The organism is Aquitalea sp. ASV15 (assembly GCF_016429115.1).
Taxonomy (GTDB): domain Bacteria; phylum Pseudomonadota; class Gammaproteobacteria; order Burkholderiales; family Chromobacteriaceae; genus Aquitalea; species Aquitalea magnusonii.
Genome location: NZ_JAELTZ010000028.1, coordinates 1 through 16,218 on the forward strand (window position 1 = coordinate 1; position 16,218 = coordinate 16,218).

General features: G+C 63.4%; 13 protein-coding genes and 2 tRNA genes. 6 read left to right on the forward strand and 9 right to left on the reverse strand.

All coding sequences use genetic code 11. The features are described 5' to 3' along the window. Positions 1–16: 16 nt before the first annotated feature. The 7 genes from JHD64_RS13250 to JHD64_RS13280 form a co-directional block, all read right to left on the reverse strand. Positions 17–586, reverse strand: coding sequence for an acyltransferase (locus tag JHD64_RS13250; protein WP_199053522.1), 570 nt, complete (start codon positions 584–586; stop codon positions 17–19). Positions 587–607: 21 nt separating this feature from the next. Further along, positions 608–1,144: a DUF4337 domain-containing protein gene (locus tag JHD64_RS13255; RefSeq protein WP_199053523.1), complete on the reverse strand. Its 537-nt coding sequence runs from the start codon at positions 1,142–1,144 to the stop codon at positions 608–610. A gap of 73 nt (positions 1,145–1,217) precedes the next feature. After that, on the reverse strand, positions 1,218–2,282 hold the full coding sequence (locus JHD64_RS13260; RefSeq protein WP_199053524.1) for a Gfo/Idh/MocA family protein: 1,065 nt from the start codon (positions 2,280–2,282) through the stop codon (positions 1,218–1,220). 72 nt (positions 2,283–2,354) lie between these two features. Continuing rightward, on the reverse strand, positions 2,355–3,659 hold the full coding sequence (locus JHD64_RS13265) for a nucleotide sugar dehydrogenase (RefSeq protein ID WP_199053542.1): 1,305 nt from the start codon (positions 3,657–3,659) through the stop codon (positions 2,355–2,357). Positions 3,660–3,882: 223 nt separating this feature from the next. Beyond that, complete coding sequence (locus JHD64_RS13270) at positions 3,883–4,683, reverse strand: polyamine aminopropyltransferase (protein WP_370540956.1); 801 nt, start codon at positions 4,681–4,683, stop codon at positions 3,883–3,885. Then, positions 4,673–5,653 carry a tRNA 2-thiocytidine(32) synthetase TtcA gene (ttcA, locus tag JHD64_RS13275; RefSeq protein WP_199053526.1) on the reverse strand — a complete coding sequence of 327 codons (981 nt, stop codon included), beginning with the start codon at positions 5,651–5,653 and terminating at the stop codon, positions 4,673–4,675. Before ttcA ends, JHD64_RS13270 begins: the two co-directional genes overlap by 11 nt. A 100-nt stretch (positions 5,654–5,753) precedes the next feature. Further along, positions 5,754–6,527 carry a pteridine reductase gene (locus JHD64_RS13280; protein ID WP_059287210.1) on the reverse strand — a complete coding sequence of 258 codons (774 nt, stop codon included), beginning with the start codon at positions 6,525–6,527 and terminating at the stop codon, positions 5,754–5,756. 140 nt (positions 6,528–6,667) lie between these two features. Between JHD64_RS13280 and JHD64_RS13285 the strand changes: the two genes are divergently transcribed. From JHD64_RS13285 to JHD64_RS13310, 6 genes are all read left to right on the forward strand, one after another. Further along, entirely contained in the window at positions 6,668–7,819 is a 1,152-nt protein-coding gene (locus JHD64_RS13285) for a class I SAM-dependent methyltransferase (protein ID WP_199053527.1), read from the forward strand. Between the two features lie 97 nt (positions 7,820–7,916). Then, positions 7,917–7,993, forward strand: a tRNA-Met gene (locus JHD64_RS13290). A gap of 32 nt (positions 7,994–8,025) precedes the next feature. Beyond that, positions 8,026–8,102, forward strand: a tRNA-Met gene (locus tag JHD64_RS13295). Positions 8,103–8,512: 410 nt separating this feature from the next. Then, entirely contained in the window at positions 8,513–10,123 is a 1,611-nt protein-coding gene (locus tag JHD64_RS13300) for a methyl-accepting chemotaxis protein (RefSeq protein ID WP_199053528.1), read from the forward strand. A 97-nt stretch (positions 10,124–10,220) separates the two neighbouring features. Then, complete coding sequence (locus tag JHD64_RS13305) at positions 10,221–11,498, forward strand: HD-GYP domain-containing protein (RefSeq protein ID WP_199053529.1); 1,278 nt, start codon at positions 10,221–10,223, stop codon at positions 11,496–11,498. Between the two features lie 85 nt (positions 11,499–11,583). After that, positions 11,584–12,285, forward strand: a complete 702-nt coding sequence (locus JHD64_RS13310) for an RNA pseudouridine synthase (RefSeq protein WP_110313749.1) — start codon at positions 11,584–11,586, stop codon at positions 12,283–12,285. Between the two features lie 28 nt (positions 12,286–12,313). Here the strand turns inward: JHD64_RS13310 and JHD64_RS13315 are convergent, their stop codons facing one another. Both JHD64_RS13315 and JHD64_RS13320 read right to left on the reverse strand, forming a co-directional pair. Next, entirely contained in the window at positions 12,314–12,970 is a 657-nt protein-coding gene (locus JHD64_RS13315) for a pyridoxamine 5'-phosphate oxidase family protein (RefSeq protein WP_199053530.1), read from the reverse strand. A gap of 85 nt (positions 12,971–13,055) precedes the next feature. After that, the gene (locus JHD64_RS13320) at positions 13,056–15,992 is read right to left on the reverse strand and encodes an EAL domain-containing protein (protein ID WP_199053531.1); all 2,937 of its coding nucleotides are present in this window, start codon (positions 15,990–15,992) and stop codon (positions 13,056–13,058) included. Positions 15,993–16,218: the final 226 nt, after the last annotated feature.

Here is a 16,218-nt window from a genome sequence, read left to right on the forward strand (position 1 = left end):
TGCAGACTGGTCCGGTTCAGGCCGGTGTGCAGTGATTTCCGCCAATCTGGTAAAAGCTGTCGCAGGCCGGGCAGGCATGGGTGCCGATATCATTGGGCAGGCGTTCGCCACAGGCACACATCCAGCCGATGCGCTTGGCCGGGGTACCCACCATCAGCGCATAGGCCGGCACATCGCGGGTGACCACGGCGCCGGCACCGATAAAGGCATATTCGCCCACATGGTGGCCACAGACGATGGTGGCATTGGCGCCGATGGAGGCACCACGTTTCACCACGGTGCGGCGGTATTCGTCTTTGCGGCTGACGTGGCTGCGCGGATTGTTGACATTGGTGAACACCATGGACGGGCCGCAGAACACGTCGTCTTCCAGCGTGACCGCATCGTAGATGGAGACGTTATTCTGGATCTTGACGTTGTTGCCGATCTCCACGTCGTTGCCGACAAACACGTTCTGGCCAAAGGAGCAGCGCTCGCCGATGCTGGCACCGCTGCAGATATGCACCCAGTGCCAGATGCGGGTGCCGGCGCCGATGCGCGCGCCATCATCGACGATGGCAGTGGGGTGTACGGTGTATTGGGTCATGTCCGGGCCTCGTGCTCAGATTCAGAAAAACAGGAAAAAGCCATCGGCAAAATACACCAGGCCCAACAGGCCGACCGGCAGTGCCGCCAGCCAGATGATCTTGCGCTTGAACAGGCCGGCGATGGAGGAAATCAGGATGGCCACTTGCAGGAAAATCACCGCCACGCCAAACGGTTTGCCCTGACGCTGGGCGGCATCACGCTCGGCTTCCAGCCGGCGCGCTTCTTTTTCGATTTCCTTGCGCTCGGCGGCATAGCGGGCCGCCTTGTCGCCCACTTTCTTCAACTGCGCCTGATAGTGCTCGCGCTGGGCCGGGCTGGCATTGGCCGGCAGCTGGTCCAGCTCGAACTGCAGCCGTTCGCGCTCGACATCGTACAAATTGCCCTTGATGCCCTTGGCCTGGTAATAGGCCCACTGGTCCGAGGCCTGGGCCTGGGCGATCACGCTACGGGTGGAAAAGCCGCCGCCCTTGAAGGTGGACAGCGTGGCGCATACCGCCAGGATGACGGTGGTGAGCGCCAAATAATTCAGCCAGGGTTCTTTCTTTTCTTCAGCCATGAGTGTGTTTCAGTAGTGCAAGTTGTCCATCGGCATGACAGTCCGGCCCGCCTGCGGCGGGCCGGGGTGAGGCTTAGTAATCCAGCGGCAGGCTGACACGGCGGCCATCGCGGGCCGACAGATACATGGCAATCAGTAGTTCCAGCGACTTCAGACCCTCGCGGCCATCGGTTTCCGGCTCGGCCTTGCCCTGCATCACGTTGATCACATTGTCGTAGTACAAGGGGTGACCAAAGCCATAGACGCTGGTGGTGGCGTAGCTGGCGTTCTTGATTTCGTCATCCATGGCGTGCGGCTCGGCAAATTCCCAATGCTGGATTTCATTCACCGCCACCCCGCCCACGCGTACCGAACCCTTTTCACCGAGGATGGTGATGGAGCCTTCCAGGTTCTTCGGGTAGGTGAGCATGGTCACGTTCATGCTGCCCAACGCGCCGGAGCGCCACTTGATGCTGACGGTGCCGGTGTCTTCCACTTCGATATTGCGCGCCAGGGTGGCGGTGTAAGCCTGTACGCTTTCAACCGGGCCGATCAGCCAGTCCAGCAGGTCCACATAGTGGCTGGCCTGGTTCATGAAGGCACCGCCGTCGAATTCCCAGGTGCCGCGCCAGCCACCCTGGTCGTAATAGCTTTGCGGACGGCTCCAGAACACATTGACGTTCACCATGTAAATGCGACCGAAACGCTTTTCCTGCATCGCACGCTTGAGCAGTTGCAGGGTGTCGTTACGACGGTTCTGCTTCACCACAAACATCCGCTTGCCGGCCTTATCGGCGGCCTTCACCATGGCCAGGCCGTCTTCCCAGCGGGTGGCCATCGGCTTTTCCGTCATCACGTGGAAACCGGCTTCCGAGCATTCGATGCTCTGGCTCGGGTGCAGGCCGGACGGGGTGGTCAGCACGATGATGTCGGCATTGGTAATCGCCAGCATATCGGTGAGATTGCTGTGGCCACGGGCGCCGGTGCGCTCGACGGCAGCTTGCAGCGCGGCCGGGTCTACATCGCAGACATCCACCAGCTCGGCGCGGTCGGCATGTTTTTCCAGCGAGCCGAAATGGTTGTTGGCAATGCGGCCGCAGCCGACCAGCGCGAAGCGGATCTTGCGGTCGGTAATCGGGGCGTGGTGTACGGTTTTCATGGTGGTTTCCGTTCTGTGCTTAAACGGCAAAAGGCGACCATGGGGTCGCCTGCTTGCGTCATGCCGTCAGGGTCAGGCCTTGACGATGTGGTCGGCGGGTTCCAGATACTTGCCACGGCTATCGACAATCAGCTGGGCATGCTCCTTCAGCGCGGCGTAGTCGAACTTGTCATGGTCGGTGGCCAGCAGCACGCAATCGTAGCTGGCGATGGTGGCCGCATCCAGCGTCACGCTGGACAGCTCGAAGTGGTGTTCGCGCATCTTGGGGAAGACCGGCACGTGCGGGTCGCTGTAGGATACTTCCGCGCCCAGATCGCGCAGTTTTTCCATCAGGAATACCGACGGGCTTTCGCGCATGTCGTCCACGTTCTTCTTGTAGGCAATGCCCAGCACCAGCACGCGGCTGCCATTGATGGCTTTCTTGCTGGTGTTCAGCGCGGCAGCGACTTTCGCCACCACCCAGTCAGGCATATTGCTGTTCACTTCGCCGGCCAGCTCGATGAAGCGGGTATTCACCCCGTATTCACGCGCTTTCCAGGTAAGGTAGAACGGGTCGATCGGGATGCAGTGGCCACCCAGGCCCGGACCCGGATAGTAGGGTACAAAGCCGAAGGGCTTGGTGGCGGCAGCGCGGATCACTTCGTGGATGTCGATGCCCATCTTGTCGGCGACGATCTTCATTTCGTTGACCAGGCCGATATTGACCGCGCGGTGGATGTTTTCCAGCAGTTTGGTCATTTCCGCAGCGCGGGTGGAGGAGACCGGCACCACCTTGTCGATCACCGCGCTGTACAGTGCCACGCCGATTTCCTGACAGGCCGGGCTGTAGCCGCCACATACCTTGGGAATGGTGCGGGTGGTGAAATTGGGGTTGCCCGGATCTTCACGCTCCGGCGAGAACACCAGGAAGGCATCCGTGCCGACATTCAATCCACGGGACTGCATGCGCGGCAGCAGTTCTTCGTCGGTGGTGCCCGGGTAGGTGGTGGATTCCAGCGAGACCAGATGGCCTTCGCGCAGATAGGGCAGCAGGCTGTCCATGGTGTCCAGCACGAAGCTCAGGTCCGGCTCGCGGTATTTGTTCAGCGGGGTGGGCACGCACAGGATGAGGGTGTCGGCTTCCGGCGCGCGGGAAAAATCGGTGGTGGCTTCAAAACCACGCTCCAGCGCGGTGGCAATGCTGTCGGCGCTGATATGCTCGATATAGCTCTTGCCGGCAGTCAGGGCATCGACCTTGCTCTGGTCGATGTCAAAGCCCAGTACCTTGTAGCCCACTTCGGCAAAACGCAGCATCAGCGGCAGGCCGACATAGCCCAGACCCACGATGCCGATGACGGCGGATTTGTCCGCGATACGGTTAAGCAGTTGCTGCTTGATCACAATGATAGTCCCAACAAAGTAAAAACCTGCCATGGCCGCCCACGGCGACCATGCACTGAATTCGGTAAAGTGCGGCAGTGTAGCGAAGCTTGCCGCCAGGCTTGTTGATCTGGCGCATCACCCTGCCCTGACACTGGCGCGGCACATTATACGCCTGCTTGTCACGCCGCTGGGGTTACCAAACGTGACAAACCGCCCGACTACGCACGGGGCAGCACACTCAGATCAGCAGATGCCCGGCCGTGCTCTGGTTGCTCTGTTTCAGCCGCTGGACAAAATCGCCAAACTCCAGCCCGAAGCGGCACTCCATGCGGTCGGCCCGCTCCTTGAGCGCCTCCCACTGGGTGAGCGCGGGGCTCTGGCGGAAGGCCAGCACCGCCACATTGCCATGACTGGCTGAAGGCAGTTCCAGCACGCGGCCTTCGAATACCTTGAGCAGACGCTCGACAAAGCTGTGATAGCGCTTGTCGCCGCTCCACCAGTTGGTGACGAAAACACCATGGGGGCTGAGCGCGCGCTTGCAGTCTTCGAAGAAGTCTTCGGTGGTCAGTTCGTCGACGATCTGCAGCCCGTCAAAGCCATCCACCAGGATGGCGTCGGTGGAACCACGGAAAATCTTCACGTAATCCGCGCCGTCGGCCTCGACGATTTCAAAGAAATCGCCCTCGGGCGGCAGCTTGAAAAAGGCCCGCGCCACGGCGATGACTTGCGGATTGATATCCACCGCCACGCTGACCGCATCCGGCAGGTATTCGTCGATGAAGCGGGCAAAGGAACCGCCGCCCAGGCCGATCTGCAGGATATGGCGCGGGTCGTCGTTCCACAGCAAAAAGGCCATCATGGCGCGGCTGTAGGACAGCACCAGCTCGGCCGGCTCGTCCATGTCCATGGAGCTCTGGATGGTTTCCGAGCCCAGGTGCAGCGAGCGGATATTGCCGGCTTCGGAGATTTCCACTTCCGGCATGTCCTCTACCGCCGCGCGCACGCGGCGACGGAAAGGATGCAAGGCTCTACGCGCCACAAGCGCTCCCCTCGCCCGGCTTGCGGGAATCCAGAATGCTGATGGTGCGTCGTGCAGGCGTCTGCGCTGCGTCTTCGCCATCCTCGACCGGCAGGGGCGGATCGCGGAATTCTTCCTTGTCAAAGGCGGTGTCGCCGTTCTCGAAGGGGCTGTCGCCGGTTTGCAGGCCGGCAAAATCGAACAGATCGGTATCGCACAGATGCGAGGGCACCACGTTTTGCAGCGCGCGGAACATGCTCTCCACCCGGCCGGGGAAGCGCTTGTCCCAGTCGTTGACCATTTCCTTGACTACCTGGCGCTGCAGATTGGGCTGCGAGCCGCACAGATTGCAGGGAATGATGGGGAACTGGCGCAAGTCGGCGTAACGGATGATGTCTTTTTCGCGGCAGTAGGCCAGCGGGCGGATCACCATGTGCTTGCCGTCGTCCGACACCAGCTTGGGCGGCATGGACTTGAGCTTGCCGCCGTAGAACATATTGAGGAACAGCGTATGCAGGATGTCGTCGCGATGGTGACCCAGCGCAATCTTGGTGGCACCCAGCTCGTCGGCCACACGGTACAGGATGCCGCGACGCAGGCGCGAGCACAGACTGCAGGTGGTCTTGCCTTCCGGCACCAGCTTTTTGACGATGGAGTAGGTGTCTTCCTCGATGATGCGGTATTCCACCCCGATGGAAGCCAGATAGCCGGGCAGCACGTCTTCCGGGAAGCCGGGTTGTTTCTGGTCCAGATTCACCGCCACGATGGAGAAATCGATGGGGGCGGACTTTTGCAGACCCAGCAGGATGTCCAGCATGGTATAGCTGTCCTTGCCGCCGGACAGACACACCATGACCCGGTCGCCCTGCTCGATCATGTTGAAATCATTGATGGCATCACCCACATGGTGACGCAGGCGCTTGGCCAGTTTGTTGCCCTCGAACACGGCCTTTTTGGCCTTGTCGTCGAGTACGGCGTTCTGTTCGGACATGGGGTACGGCTAAGAAATTGAAAAACAGGCGATTTTACTGTTTTTCCCCGCCAAAATCCACGCTCTTTCCCGCCGGGGCCTGCGGCTGTGGCGGCCAGACCTACAGCACGATGCTGCGCCCGCCGTCCACTGCCAGGATCTGGCCGGTGACATAGCTGGCATCCAGCAGCAGAAAAGCCACGGCGCGGGCGATGTCGTCCGGCTGGCCGGTGCGTTGCAGCGGAATGGTGGCCTCGATGGCGGCGCGCTCGGCGGCATCAAACGAGGCATCGTCCTCCGGCCACAGATTCACCCCCGGTGCCACGCCATTCACCCGCACCTCCGGTGCCAGCTCCAGCGCCAGGCTGCGGATCAGCTGGGCATGGCCGGCCTTGGCCAGGTTATACACCACGTGGCGCTTCATCGGCCGCTCTACATGGATATCGGAAATGCCGACAATGGCACCGCCACTGCGCCGCAGCGCGGGAGCCAGCGCCTGGCTGAGAAACAGCGGTGCCTTGAGATTGCTGCCCATCAGGTCGTGCCAGGCCAGCTCATCGATCTCGCCCAGCTCGGTGGGGAAAAAGCTGGAGGCATTGTTGACCAGCCCATCCAGCCGGCCGAACGCGGCAATGGCCTGCGCCGCGAGCTGCTGCAAACCCTGCGTATCCAGCAGATCGGCCTGTAGCAGCCGCACCGAATCCGGCCGCTGGCCATTGAGCTCGGCCGCCAGCGCCTCGGCCTCGCCGCGCGAGCCGCGATAATGCAACACCAGCCGCACACCACGCGCATGCAACAGGCGGGCAATGCCCGCTCCCACCCGGCGCGCGGCACCGGTAATCAATACCACGCGCTGCTCGACCACCTGCCCGGCTGTTTCTTGCTGTAGCGCCATCTGCTGTTCATCTCCGAATGGTTGCCCACTGCCGGCGACACCTCCCGGCCAGCGGTAGACGGCGACAAAATGCGCAGGCCCTCTTCTCCCGCGCCCTGCTTTCGCCCACAATCGCCGCACATTGTAGCAGGATGCACGTCATGACCACTCTCCCCGCCCCCAGCGCCGATGCGCTGGCCACCAGCCAGGCGCTGTGCGCCCTTATCCGTCAGACCATCAGCGATGCCGGCGGCTGGATTCCCTTTTCCCGCTATATGGAGCTGGCGCTGTACGCGCCGGGCCTGGGCTATTACTCGGCCGGCAGCCACAAGCTGGGCAGTGCCGGCGACTTTACCACCGCGCCGGAGATGTCGGCGTTTTTCGGCCGTACCCTGGCGCGGCAGATTGCCGAACTGCTGCCGCAAACCGGCGGCACGGTATACGAATTCGGCGCCGGCACCGGCAAGCTGGCCATTGATATCCTGACCGAACTGCAAGCGCTGGACTGCCTGCCGCAGCGTTACGTCATCATCGACCTGTCGGCCGACCTGATCGAGCGCCAGCAAACGGCCATCCGCAGCGCCCTGCCCCATCTGGCCGACCGCCTGCAATGGCTGAGCGTGCTGCCGGCCGAGCTGGACGGCGTGGTGATCGGCAATGAAGTGCTGGATGCCATGCCCTGCGAGCTGCTGCACTGGACTCCGGAACCACTGCAACGCGGCGTGGCGCTGGATGGCGACAACTTCGTCTGGCAGGACCGCCCGATCCAGGACCCGACACTGCTGCAACAGGCTGCGGCACTGAACATCCGGCAGGCGGGCTATATCAGCGAGCTGAGCCTGAGCAACACCGCCTTTATCCACACCCTGGCACGGCATCTGGTGCGCGGGGCCATCCTGCTGGTGGATTACGGCTATCCGGCGGGCGAGTTCTACCATCCGCAACGCCATATGGGGACCCTGATCGGCCATTACCGTCACCACACGGTGGACGACCCTTTCTTCCTGCCCGGCCTGATGGACCTCACCTGCCACGTGGATTTCACCGCCATCGCCCAGTCCGGCATCGACGCCGGGCTGGACCTGATCGGCTACACCACGCAGGCGCAGTTCCTGATCAATGCCGGCATCACCCAGCTATTGGGCGAGCTGGATGCCGACGACAGCGCCAGCTATCTGCCGGTGGTGGCCATGGTGCAAAAACTGCTGTCGATGCAGGAGATGGGCGAGCTGTTCAAGGTGATCGGCTTTGGCCGTGGCGTCAGCATCGACTGGCTGGGCTTTACCCAGGGCGACCGCTGCCACACCCTGTAAGACGACAAGCCCGCCCTAGGCCGCACGCATTTTTGGTTGACAGCCGAAAAAACGCTGCGTATAGTTCGCGTCTCGGTGCAAGCGCATCGAGAAACGTGGCGAATTAGCTCAGTCGGTTAGAGCGACGGAATCATAATCCGCAGGTCCGGGGTTCGAGTCCCTGATTCGCCACCACAGTTTGCGAAGTCTGACCTGTCAGGCTTCATGGCGAATTAGCTCAGTCGGTTAGAGCGACGGAATCATAATCCGCAGGTCCGGGGTTCGAGTCCCTGATTCGCCACCAGCATTACCAGAAAGGCCAGCTCCCACGAGTTGGCCTTTTTGCTTTTCAGCGCCCGCCAGCCACAACAGCTTGCAGTGCGTTGCGCCCGCGCTGCAGCCGGCACGCCCCATCCCCGCCCTGGCCGGCAAAATATCTTGCATGTTTGATCAAACCTATGCATAACTACTGCCTTGCCTGCCCAGAGCCATAACAAAACAAGGCAGCACAATGCCGGAAAAAACGGCAAAAATGGCCAATAACAGCAAAAAACGATAAAGAGCGGCGAAAAGCCGACGATGATTTTTCTGCTACGACTCCCCTCGCCTGAACAGTTTCAGATCAAATCATGCCTGCAGCCTTGCGCTACAGGCAGCGGGAACGGCTGCCTGCCGGCAGCCGCTGGCGAAGTAGCGCACAACAGGGAGTGCATCATGCAGATCAAGTCCAGGCTTACCATGCTGGCCATCGTTACCACGACGGGGCTGTGCATGCTGGGAGGTGTCATGGCTTATACCCAGTTCAGTCTGGGGCAATTCATCCAGCACCTGCTGGAAGGCGACCTGCCCAGTGTGCAGACCCTGCAGCGCTTTCAGACCGACACCCTGAAAATGACTGTCGACTCGCTGCTGCTGGGGGCCACCGACAATGCCAATGAATTGCAACGCTTGCCCAAGGCCATTGCCGATGAGGAGCAGGATGCCCGTGCCGCGCTGAAAAACTATCACGCACTGGCCCTCAGCAGTGAAGACCAGCGCCTGCTGGCACAGGACCAGGCCCGGCTGGACGACTATGCCCGCGTGCTCAAGCCCTATCTTGAAGCCACCGAAAACGGCGATATCGTGGCGGCCAAATCGGCGCTGCGGCAGCTGGTGCCCACCGCCCGCGCCGTGCTGGCTGCCGGCGAAAGCCATCTGCATTACAACTACCAGCTGACACAACAGGAGGCCGGCCATGCCACCGGGCTGCTGCAGTTCGTGCAGCGGCTCAGCCTCGCCACCGTGCTGCTCTGCCTGCTGGTGGTGGGCAGCATGAGCTGGTCGCTGGCACGTTCGCTGTCACGGGCGATCAACGGTTTGCAGAATGCCATTAGCGGCATCGCCGATTCGCTCGACTTCACCCGCCGCGCCCCACAGGACAGCGATGATGAGCTGGGAGCCACCGCCAGCGCCTTCAACAGCCTGATTGGCAGACTGCAAGGCAGCCTGAGCGAATTGACCGGCAATATCCGCCAGCTGACCACAGCCTCGGCCGATGTGGCGCGCGCCTCAGGCGAAGTGGCCGGCACCGCCGCCCGGCAGAGCGATATCTCGGCCAGCGTGGCCGCCACCGTGCAGCAGCTGACCGTCAGCATCAATCATGTCGGCATGCAGGCAGCCGCCACCAACCAGCAGGCGGTAAATGCCGGTGAGCTGGCCGGCAGCGGCGGCCAGGTGGTCAGCAGCACGGTCAGCGACATCCGCGATATTGCCGGCACGGTGGGCACCGCCTCGCATAGCGTGCGCCAGCTGGGCGAACAGGCGCGTTCCATCGTGGCAGCGGTGTCGGTGATCAAGGATGTGGCGGACCAGACCAATCTCCTGGCACTGAACGCCGCCATCGAAGCGGCACGGGCTGGCGAGCAGGGACGCGGCTTTGCCGTGGTGGCGGACGAAGTGCGCAAGCTGGCCGAACGCACCAGCAGCATGACCAGCGAGATCAACAGCGTGATCAGCGCCATTGCCGGCAGCAACGAGCAAACCGGCAAGGCCATGGCCGCCACCGTGGCCAGGGTAGAGAGCGGCATGCAGCGGGCCGATATGGCGCAGGAAGCCATTGTCCGCATCGGCGACACCACCCGCGACCTGGTGGGCCTGGTCGGCAACATCACCGCTTCCATCCGCGAGCAGGCCAGCGCCAGCACCGATATCGCCGTGCAGGTCGACCACATCGCCCAGATGGCACAAAGCGCCAACAACGACGCCTCGGCAGCGTCCACGGCGGCACAGGCGCTGGACGCATCGGCGCGGCGCATGCAGGAGATTGTGGCGGCCTACCGGCTGTAAGCGGCTTGTCTGGCTTTCGCCCGCCGCCGCCATGGATTAGATTGAGAGCAGGGGCTGGCATGGGGGCCAGTCCTTCCCCTGCCTGCGAAAGCCCGCCATGTCCCATACCACCGCCAGCCGCAGCCTCCACGACGACTGCAGCATCCATGTCGACCTGCGCGAAGTGATCCACGCGCTGTCCGATGCGCTTGACCTGGTCGGCATCGATGACGTGGCCCACGGCAAGCGGGTCGGCATCATGGCCTACCACTGCGCGCTGACGCGGGGCCAGAGCCGCAGCCAGGCCAGCTTTCTGTTTGATCTGGGCCTGCTGCACGATATCGGCGTGTCGTCCACCCGCACCCATCAGCATCTGGTCAGCGAATTCGACTGGGCCGGCTCCCAGCAGCACTGCCAGACCGGCGCCACCCTGTTGGCAAGTTTCAGCCCGCTGGCCGCCATGGCCGAGCCGGTTCGCCATCACCACACGCCGTGGGAAACACTGGCCAGCATGCCCGGCCTCAGCCGCGAAGTCGCCGAGCAAGCCAACCTGATCTATCTGGTAGACCGGGTAGACGCCATGGCCGCGCCCTTTTACAGCAATGGCGAATTACTCACCCATACCCCGGGCATCCGCCAGCAGATCGCCCAGCGCAGCGGCCAGTACTTTGCACCGCAGCTGGTCGAGACCTTTTTGCAAGCCTCGCAAGCCGAAGCCTTCTGGTTGCAACTGGAGCCACGCGGCATTGCCGGCATGCTGCAGGACATGCGCGAACTGAGCCTGCCCTGCCAGGCCAGCACCGCCCAGCTCAAACAGCTGGCCACGCTGTTTTCCTGCATTGTCGACGCCAAGAGCCCGTTTACCGCGCGCCATTCGCAAGGCGTGGCCGGGCTGTCACGCTGGCTGGCCGAGCGACTGGGGCTGACGCCGGGACGCTGCGACCAGCTGGAAATCGCCGCCCTGCTGCATGATCTGGGCAAGCTGCGGGTGCCGGATGAAATCCTGGAAAAGCCAGCCGGCCTCACCAGCCGTGAGCGCAGCCTGATCAATGCCCACAGCTTTGAAACCTACCAGATCCTGCGCCATATCCGCGGCTTTGAAGAAATCGCCTGCTGGGCGGCCTATCACCACGAAGAGCCGGATGGCCACGGCTACCCCTTCCACCTGAGCGCAGACCGCATGTGCATCGAGGCGCGCATCCTGCGCGTGGCGGACATTTTCCAGGCACTGGCCCAGGACCGGCCCTACCGCCCCGGCCTCAGTGCCGAGGCGGTGCTGGCCACCCTGCAGCAACTGGCGGCGCAGCAGCGCATCGACCCGGCCATTCTGGCCATCGCGGCGCGCGACATGACGGCCGCCATGGCGGCGGCACTGCCGGCGGGGAAAGCCGCCTGAGTCTGGTGACACGATTGCCAGCAGCGGGGCTGCAGGCGGATAATCGCCGACCCCGACCCTGCGTCGATCCCACTGGAGTACCGCTATGAGTGAACAGGAAATGCGTTTGTCCAAACGCATGGTCGAACTGGGGCTGTGCTCGCGCCGTGAAGCCGATGCCTTTATCGAACAGGGACGGGTCAGGGTGGACGGCCAGCTGGTGCAACAACTGGGCAGCCGCGTGCGGCCGGAACAGCGCATCGAACTGGACAAGCCACGCATGACACTGGGCGAACTCAGCATCAGCCTGCTGCTGCATCGCGCCGCCACCGAGCCCTTGCCGCTTGCCGCGCTGATTACGCCGGACAATCATGCCGCTGCCGATGGCAGCGAACTGGTGTTCAATCCACGCCATCTGAAACCGCTGCAACAGGCGGGTGCGCTGGAGCCGGGCTGTCATGGCCTGGTGGCGCTGACACTGGACAAGAAACTGGCGCGCAAGCTGGCCGATGCCGAACAGGAATACCTGGTCCAGCTGGAGGCGGCACCCAGTGCAGAACAACTGAAACAGCGCCTGCAGCAGCTGCAACTGCCGGGCAAGGCGCCACGCGGCCTGAAAGTGAGCCGCCAGAGCGACCGCCAGCTGCGGCTGGTGCTGACCGCAGCACAGCCCGGCCAGCTGGCTGCCATCTGCCAGGGTCTGGCCTTGCAGCCGCTGGCGCTGCGCTGCATCCGCATCGGCAAGCTGGGCGTGGGCAACCTGCCCGCCGGACAATGGCGCTATCTGCTGCCGATGGAGTCCTTCTAGCACAGCCTGCTGGCTGCGCCGGCGGCCACTAGCCTGGCGTCAGCGCGGCCAGTGCCTGCAAGGCCGCCGCGGCAAAACCCTCGCCGCCCGGCATGCTGTCCGGCCACGGCAGCCGCCGATGCCCCGGCCCATCGGCCACCCGGTAATCGGCCCCCAGCGCATCCAGCCCCAAGAGCTGGATGCCATCGGCCACCTCCGCCTGGCGCAACAGCGCCGCCTCGTCGATCAGACTCAGCTGTGGCCAGCCATCCAGTTCCGGAGCTTCCAGCCAGCCCATGCGGCCGACACCGCCGATATAGCGCAGCCGCAGCGGCTGCAGGCGGAAAAACATGAAATCCAGCTGCAGCAGGTCGGCGGCGGCTGCCTGATAGCGACAAAAGCGTTGCAGCAGTGCCGGTTCCGGCTCGATACACTGCGCATCGGCCAGCAGGGTCAAGCGGGCGCCAGCCTGCACATCGCTCACCCCGTCCGCCACAATCGACAGGCTGCAGCGGCCATCGGCCAGCAGATTGCGGGTGTGCTCGGCCAGCGCGCTGATCAGCAGCAAGGGCCGGTGCGCCTGGTCCAGCACATAGGGCAGTACCGTGGCATAGGGATAGCCGGGCAGCTGGATGGAATGACTGGCCAGCGTGGCGTAATGGCTGCCATGCATCAGCTGCAGGGCAACAGAAGATGGAATTTTCACAGCAAGACACTCCCTTCAACGGCAGGAATCATGTAACGGCAGTGGTGATGCCACCAGCGGCAGGCCGCGCCCGGTGCCAGCCGTATCAGCCAGCATCCTGCGACTGCGACAACCGGACCACAAAGCGGTACAGCTCGGCCGCCGGCATCGGGCGGGCAAAGCGGTAGCCCTGCATCTGCGTGCAGCCCATGGCCAGCAGGCTCTGTTGCTGTTCCGCGGTTTCCACCCCCTCGGCCACCACATCCATGCCCATGTCGCGCGCCATCGACAGGGTGGCCCGTACCACGGCCTCGTCATCGCCACTGCCGGGCAGGGCGCTGACAAATGCCCGGTCTATCTTCAGCCGGTTGATGGGGAAACGCTTGAGCCGGGACAGCGAGGAATAGCCGGTACCGAAATCATCCAGGGCAAAGCGGCAACCCAGTTGCATCAGCGCATTGAATACCGCGAGATGGCGCACATCATCGTTCATCAGCGCCCCTTCGGTCAGCTCCAGCTCCAGCATGCCGGGAGCGATCTGGTAGCGTTGCAGCAGTCCGCTCACATAGGGCGTGAGATCGCTGCGCTCCAGCTGTACCGGCGACAGATTCACCGATACCGGCAGCTGCAGCCCGGCCGCGGCCCAGCCGGCCTGTTCGGCGCAAGCAGCTGCCAGCACCCAGCGCCCCAGCTCGACAATCAGCCCGCTGCGCTCGGCCAGGCCGATGAACTCACCCGGCAACATCAGCCCGCGCAGCGGATGCCGCCAGCGTACCAGTGCCTCGCAGCCGATGCAGCGGCCACTGTCGGCGTCCAGCTGCGGCTGGTAGTACAGCAGCAGTTGTGCCGGATCGTCCTGCAGCGCACGGCGCAGATCGCGCTCCAGCGTCAGCCGCTCCATGGCCTGGGTGTTCATTTCCGGCGTGAAGTAACGCAGGGTGTCGCGCCCGGCTTCCTTGGCCGCATACATGGCCATGTCGGCATGGCGCAGCAGGGTATCGGGGTCTTGCCCGTCCTGCGGGAACAGGGCCACCCCGATGCTGACCGTGCAGCGCAGTTCGTGCTGTTCCACCACCACCGCCGGGTCGAACAGCGCCAGCAATTGCTCGCCCAGTGCATCCAGCTGTGCCTGCTGCTGGTAAGGCAGCAGGATGACGAACTCGTCGCCACCCAGTCGCGCCAGCATGGCATCCGGCGGCAGCGGCTGTTGCAGACGACGGGCAATGCCGACCAGCAACTGGTCGCCCACCGGATGACCCAGGCTGTCGTTGACGGTCTTGAATTCGTCCATGTCCAGAAACAGCACCGCCAGCTGGCGCTGCTCGTTCCCGGCCATGGCATGGCGGGCCATGGTCAGCCAGCAGGCACGGTTGGGCAGGCTGGTCAGGCTGTCGTGCAAGGCCAGGTAAGTCACATTGGCCTCGGCCTTGCGCGTGGCATCCAGCTGGGTTTGCAGTTGCTGGTTGGTATCGGCCAGCTCGGCGGTACGCTGCTGCACCTCGCCCTCCATGCGCCGGGTATAGCCGGTGACAATCAGCAGGAAACCGCCGAACAGGCCGGTCATGGCCAGCCCCAGCACAAAGGTGATCCACTCCAGCCAGCTGCGCAAGCCGGACAGATAATCTTCGCTGGCGCGCAAGCGCAAGGCCCAGTTGCGCCCGGCAAAGGCAAACTGGCTGAGCAAATGCGGTCGCTGGCCGAACCAGCCATCCTTGCCGCAATTTGCCGGGCCGGACAGGCGATGGAAACCGGGCGCGCCATCGCGATCGATCAGGCAGACTTCGATATCGCGGCGCACGCCATGCTGCAGCGTGCTGGCCACGATGTCATCCATGCGGAACAGGCTGGACACCACCCCGCGCAGCAGCAGGCGCTGGCTATCGTCTGCCGGGGCGTACACCGCCTGATACAGTGCCACCCCCTTCTGCTGCTGTGGCTCCTGCACCAGGCGGATGGCCGGGCTGACCACTGGCTGCCCGCTTTGCAGGCTGTGGCGGATGGTGGTGGCCAGCTCGGGGGAGGACAGGATATCCAGCCCCAGTGCCCGCCGGTTGCGGGCCAAGGGCTCGATATAGCGCACCGGCAAATAGGAAGGACGCTGCGGCGACGGTGCAACATGCCCTGCACCATCCCGCGCCAGAATGGCAGAGCCGGCCAGTACACTGTTTTCGAATGCTGCGCGCTCGGCATCGCTGACCAGCGGCGACCAGCCCAGGCTTTGCGTACCCGGCAAACGCACCAGCCAGGAGGCGGTCAGCTCGCGCCACTGGCTGGCCGAAGCGGCCGGGGAGTAAGTCTGCAATTGTTGCAAGGCCAGCATGCCATCCAGCTGCATCTCCAGGCGCTTTTTCAGCGCCAGCTCGATCTGGCCGGCATCACGGTTGAACTGGCTTTGCACCCGCAGCGCTTCCCAGTGATGAATCAGCGCACTGAAACCGATCATGGTCAGTGCGGTCAGCAGCATGGGCCACAGCAAGGCTGCGCTGCGGGCGCGCCATTCACTGCGCGGGCGGCCGAACCACGCCAGCATCAGGGGCAGCATGATGAGGCAGCCAAAGGTATCGCCCAGCCACCAGTTCCAGCCATTGAACAGCAGGTCGCTGGCCGGCAACACTCCCAGTGCGGCCAGCGCCGGCACGCTGATGCCACTGTTTATCAGGCAGGTCAGTGGAATGATGAGCAGCATCAGCCGGATCACGCTGTGTGCACGATCCAGCGGGTTGGGCCAGCCTATCCAGCGGCGGATCAGCCAGCAGGAGGCCAGCGCCTGCAGGGTCGCTGCCAACGGCACCACCAGCAGGGCAAGATAGGCCCAGCCGTGCACACCGGTTTGCCAGCTGGCCACCAGTTGCACCAGCAGCGAACCCAGCAACACGCCTGGCCACAGCGCACGCCCCCATAGCAGCAAGAACATCATGGCGATGCCGGCCGCCGGAAACACCGGGGCGGTATAGCCCGGCGGAATGGCACTGTACAGGGAAGGAACGCCGATCAGGGCATAGACCACAGCCAGCCGCAACATGGCGGGAAATCGAGCAGACACGGGACGTCCTTGCAGATAAATGACAGCCGCCCGACATTAGCATGCCGTGAACGGAGCGTCACTCATCGCGCTGAAAATTGATGAGAATGGCATATGGCGCCACCCGCCATGCCATAGCCGGGCACGTGGCGCTTCAGAGCTGCTAACAAAACCTCGTAGAGAAGCCGGGCCAAGGCGCGCCGACGCAGACAGTGCAAGTAGTACGGCAAGGAGGCGCGACACAGGA